Annotated in this window: 5 protein-coding genes; all 5 read right to left on the reverse strand. The window is 37.3% G+C overall.

Features of this window, described 5'->3' with window-relative positions; genetic code table 11:
- Nucleotides 1-231: 231 nt before the first annotated feature.
- A complete protein-coding gene (locus tag ACFIO5_RS01230) occupies nucleotides 232-999 on the reverse strand; it encodes a TrbJ/VirB5 family protein (protein WP_375633486.1) in 768 nt (255 codons plus the stop codon).
- On the reverse strand, nucleotides 996-3,467 hold the full coding sequence (locus ACFIO5_RS01235) for a VirB4 family type IV secretion/conjugal transfer ATPase (protein ID WP_375684412.1): 2,472 nt from the start codon (nucleotides 3,465-3,467) through the stop codon (nucleotides 996-998). Before ACFIO5_RS01235 ends, ACFIO5_RS01230 begins: the two co-directional genes overlap by 4 nt.
- Before the next feature lie 2 nt (nucleotides 3,468-3,469).
- Nucleotides 3,470-3,778 (reverse strand): VirB3 family type IV secretion system protein, encoded by a 309-nt coding sequence (locus tag ACFIO5_RS01240; protein WP_375634372.1) that lies wholly within the window; start codon nucleotides 3,776-3,778, stop codon nucleotides 3,470-3,472.
- Between the two features lie 12 nt (nucleotides 3,779-3,790).
- A complete protein-coding gene (locus tag ACFIO5_RS01245) occupies nucleotides 3,791-4,102 on the reverse strand; it encodes a conjugal transfer protein (RefSeq protein ID WP_375634374.1) in 312 nt (103 codons plus the stop codon).
- A 239-nt stretch (nucleotides 4,103-4,341) separates the two neighbouring features.
- A complete protein-coding gene (gene trwL / locus ACFIO5_RS01250) occupies nucleotides 4,342-4,659 on the reverse strand; it encodes a VirB2 family type IV secretion system major pilin TrwL (protein WP_375683346.1) in 318 nt (105 codons plus the stop codon).
- Between the last annotated feature and the right edge of the window lie 130 nt (nucleotides 4,660-4,789).

The following is a 4,789-nucleotide window of genomic DNA, read 5'->3' on the forward strand; positions in this document are numbered from 1 at the left end:
GGTTAATTTTATCGAAAAGTTGCGTGAACATAGTGAAGTTCATGGCATTCCTCTTTAACGAATTTTCAACTTTTTATATGATTTTTAAGCATTTTTCGTTGAATTTTTTAAGGATAAAATGAAACTTCGTAGACCTTTTCGATCTATGAGAGAGAATTGAGTATTACGCATTAACTTTTTCTTTTTACGAGCATACAGGAAAATAATATACAAAATGTTATTATAAAAGCTTTACCTAATAAATCTTATGGTAGGCATTTTCGTGTTTTTACTATTCAAAATTTTTATGTTATGCTTATCTTTCTGTTGTTTGATAAGTGTATGTTCAGCGTTGCGTAAATGTGTAACCATTTGTAGTTTTGCTGTTTCATTTTGTAGCATAGCAAGCATTCCAATTATATGTGCTTGTAACTCGGCAATACTTTTTAGATCTTTTGTTGTCGTGATTTCGTTTAATAGTTCTTCAATTTGCTGAAAACGATTGTTTGCTTCTTGAAAAGTTTTTAAACTTACGGCTTTATCAGTGATGGCTGCATATTGGATGCGCTTGTTGATAAAACTGCTAGATTCATGGATAGTGACAGGAATTTCTTCTTCTTTTAAAATATTTTCAAATGATGTAGATAGAGCAGAAGTTTTATTTCTATTGTAGAGATTCTCTGGATTTTTGAGAAAAAAGCTACTGTGATCTGTTTGTACATTTTTAAGTTTTTTAGTATCGAATTTTTGGCTTCCCGTTATAGATTCGTGTATCTTTTTTACTTCCTCAAGGTGTTTTTTTAGCATATCGAGAAGTTGGGCATCAGGTGGCGCTTTCTTTTGCTGTGGAGTTTTTTTAGACTTTGATGTATTTGAAGATGAACTTCCAAAAAAATTGGGCCACTTCGTTGGAACGGATGCCGATAAATCCGCCGCCCCAGCGCCCCAAACCCAAGCCATCGCTGGGTTTGAAATCCCTAAAGTTATTACAACTACTATTGAAATGACCTTTTTTTTCATGTTTCCCTCCTGTCATTTTTTGCGTGCTGTAAGAAAATTGGTAACCATATTGCCGGATCATCACCAACTTCTGCGATAATGCTTTCAGCTAACTCTGCGTTATCAGGCGTTCCTGATAACACTAAGAGCTCGTCACTAAAGTCGTGTTCGATGGTTTTTCCATCGCGTGTCAGATGGAATTTACCAAGATTCAGTTCTGCAAGCGCAGATTGATCACCCTGCTTAATGAGGAATTGGCGACTAAATTCACCAAGTCCTTTAACGAGTTCAAATTCGGCATCTGTTAGTTTAAAGCCTTTTGTATAATCTTCATAATTTGCTTTGGGATTGGCTAGAAAAATGTAAGTTGCACACTGTTGAATGAGTGTTTTGGCAATATTACTTTCCAAGGCATCGCTAGGTTCTTGTGTTGCATAAACAAAAATACCATTTTGTTTACGGATAGTCTTTTGTTTATTTTTCGCTAAATCTTCAAAGTACGGATCTTGCAAAGGCTTCCAAAACTCGTCAAAGATATACATAAATCGCTGTCCGCTAATCATGCCTTCTGTGCGGTAAAGCAAATACATCATCACTGGAGTGCGAGTTTCAAAATTATCTAAAAATTCCGTGATATCAAAGCCGTAAATTTGATGTGTTGAGAGATCAAGAGCATCATGGGGATTATCAAACAACCACCCATAATCACCACCTTCACACCATTTTAGTAAGCGAGCATGAACAGATGGATGAGCATTATAATCACTTAAACGTGGATTTGGTAAAAATTGTACTAGAAAGGACAAACGACGGAGTGATCGGTCAATGTTAGCACTCATAACAGACATAACTGCTTTGTTAATTTCTTCGTCGTCGTGGTGCGTGACTTCACCACCAGCTTCTGCCAATTTTTTAACAAATTGTTTCAAAAAAATAAGATTTTCTTGTGTGGGTGGGAGTTGGAAAGGATTGAAACCACTTTTTCTGCCTGGCTTGAATGTTAAATATTTTCCACCCATCGCCCGAATGGCAATTTCCATACCACGATCTTTATCAAAAACAACAGTTGTCGGCTTAAATTTTTGTGCTTGTGCTAACAAAAAGCCGAGTAAAACGGTTTTACCCGAACCAGATTGTCCGATAAGCGCGGTATTACCAAGTAAACGTTTATCTGTCGAGTCCTCTTCAAGTTTGGAGGCATGAAAATTGAAATAAAGCGGCGTTTTACTGGTTGTTTTAAGAATTGTGACGGCTGGTCCCCATGGGTTGCCAGTGGGTTTTCCTGACATAAAGTTATGAAAAGATGAAAATGATAAAAAGTTCAATGATGTAATCGGAGCAGGACGCGGTCTCCATTTCCAATTGCCAGGAAGTTGTGCCCAATAGCCAGCCTCTATTGCTAAGTCTACAGGTTTGGGCAGTACCGCAACGTCTAGTAATGCTGCACTTGCTTTGGCCATATGGTCGCGAACTTGTTGAATTGTATCACCATAGATCGTTAATGTGCAGTGATGTTCTCCCATGACAAAATGCCCACTGATAAGCTGGTTTAGTGCTTCGTCAATTTGTTCAATTTGGCTCGTTGCCACATCTCGTGCATCAATCAGATTACGCTGATGCCGTTGTAAATAATCTTTAGCAGCATGTCGGGAGAGCACCGAAAAGCTCTGCGTCAATACGAACTCGAAGTCACTTTCCAACAAAACATTCAATTGTCCTGGTTTGGTTGTTGCATCATATTCTTTAATTTCCAGCATTCCAAATCGACGCATTCCACTGGTTGTTCGCAGTTCACCAAGAGCGCCCCATTTTGAGAAAAAAGGTCGATTGACAGACATATAGTCAGCAAAACGGTCATGGCAAATTGGCATAGGGCGATATTCACCATTGACAAGCATTCCAAGGAATTCAAGTGCAGAAGAATAAACATGCCCATTTTTTTCATAAGCACCAAGAAGTTCTGCACCGTAACGGTTTAAAGATTGGCCTAAAGTACGATTGATGTCATTGAGTTCTTTGATACATGTGTCTTGTCGCATCTTTTTTTGATCAAGCGTTTCACGTTCATGTTTAGAAAAGAACGACATAATTTTATCCGCTATCGGTTGAAAAATGACAGTCAGATATAAATCATTGACCATCAAATTATAACCAGTAAAGCTTTGTCGATATTTTTCATCAAGTTGATAGCAAAACATTTGATCAAATGTTGAATCAGGATATTCATAAACACGGCGGCGCACAATATGCGTCCAAAATGATAAATTGGCTGATGCAAGACCCCGTAGAGTATTGTTAAGCTCTTTTATCCATTGAAAAATATCTTCTTCTGAAGCGCTTTGATGCGAACGCCCATCAATTTTCCAAATTGATAAATATTCCGCATTTTTAGTAGAAATAATTGTATCTGTAATATGATGTGAATAAGGCAGAAACAGGCTTACAGGTGTCTCTGATGCAAGGCGTTTGCTGCTTTCAACAGCTGTCATGTTTATCTCCTTTTACTATAATCAGAGGGACTATAACTTGATGCGCCCCAAAAACCTTTGTTGCGATTGCGAAATTTAGTATCGATCCATAACCACCAGATACGAAACGCCTTATCATCGTTTTTAGTAATTTGCACCATAATGAACCATAATGGAGGTGCTATAATCCACAAAAAGATACTTACTGTCATAGCAGTAGCAGCGACCCCCATAACCATAACGATAAATGGCATCATGGGGACCCCCCATATAGTTGGAACACGTGTTGCTCCTTTGAATAGGGGGAATTCTTTTTGTTCTTGTGATTTCATGGGGTGCTCTTGTCAGTGGAGGTGAAATAATATGTGGCTAATATAAAAGGCTGCACCAGCAATAATGACACTGAATGCCCATCGTATAAATGTAGCTCTTGCAATGATGCGAAATATATAAATAAGCAAAAGAAATAAAAGAATAATAATGGCGACGATAGGAATAAGTATACTTAATCCATATTGCATCCCTACGAAGGCATCCAAGCTCTCAGTTTCCGTCTGAGCATATGCAGACTGCGTTATTAATAACATCATTGAAGTGATAATAATAACATTAATCTTGTTGCACGTCTTCGCTTGAAACGTATTTGATTGTTTCATATCCTTTATCCCCTTTTAATTAAAGTTGCTATAAACAATATTCCTTTTTTCAGTATGGCTACATTATTACTGGTACACACCTATAATCGATGGATATTAAAAACATTACGTATTATACTGATTCATGAATTACCTTTCAATAATATTGCAGTAACTTTGGTTGTAGAGGGTACGATAATAATACTGATTGTCTATCGTATAAACGTATCGTGTTATATTATTTGTAATTGATGCCATTATCACGCTGTTTTAAATAGCAGAGTAACAAGTTGGGCTGAAGAACCTGCAATGACAACACCAATTGCCCAGCGTACAAACGTATCCTTTCCGATGTAGCGTCCCGCATAACCAATTGCTAAACATAAAAGTATAACGGCAGCAGCGATAGGGATAATTACTTTTAAGTCTGTCTGTAAACCTGTTAGAGCGTTCTCTGCGTTTTTTAAAACGCTTGCGGCGGCGTAAGCAGAACTATCCATGAACAATGCAGTCATAGCAGCAGAAATTGCGATGATTTTGTTGTTACTTTTCGATTGAACACTAATTAACTTTTGCATATTTCACTCTTATTAAAATCTAGATAATATTTTTATATAAATAAACATATTGTTTTTATGAGTCATAATTAACGCCACTATGGCTTAAATAGCAGAGTAACAAGTTGGGTTGCAGAACCTGCGACGACAA

Source organism: Bartonella sp. AA86SXKL, assembly GCF_042196885.1.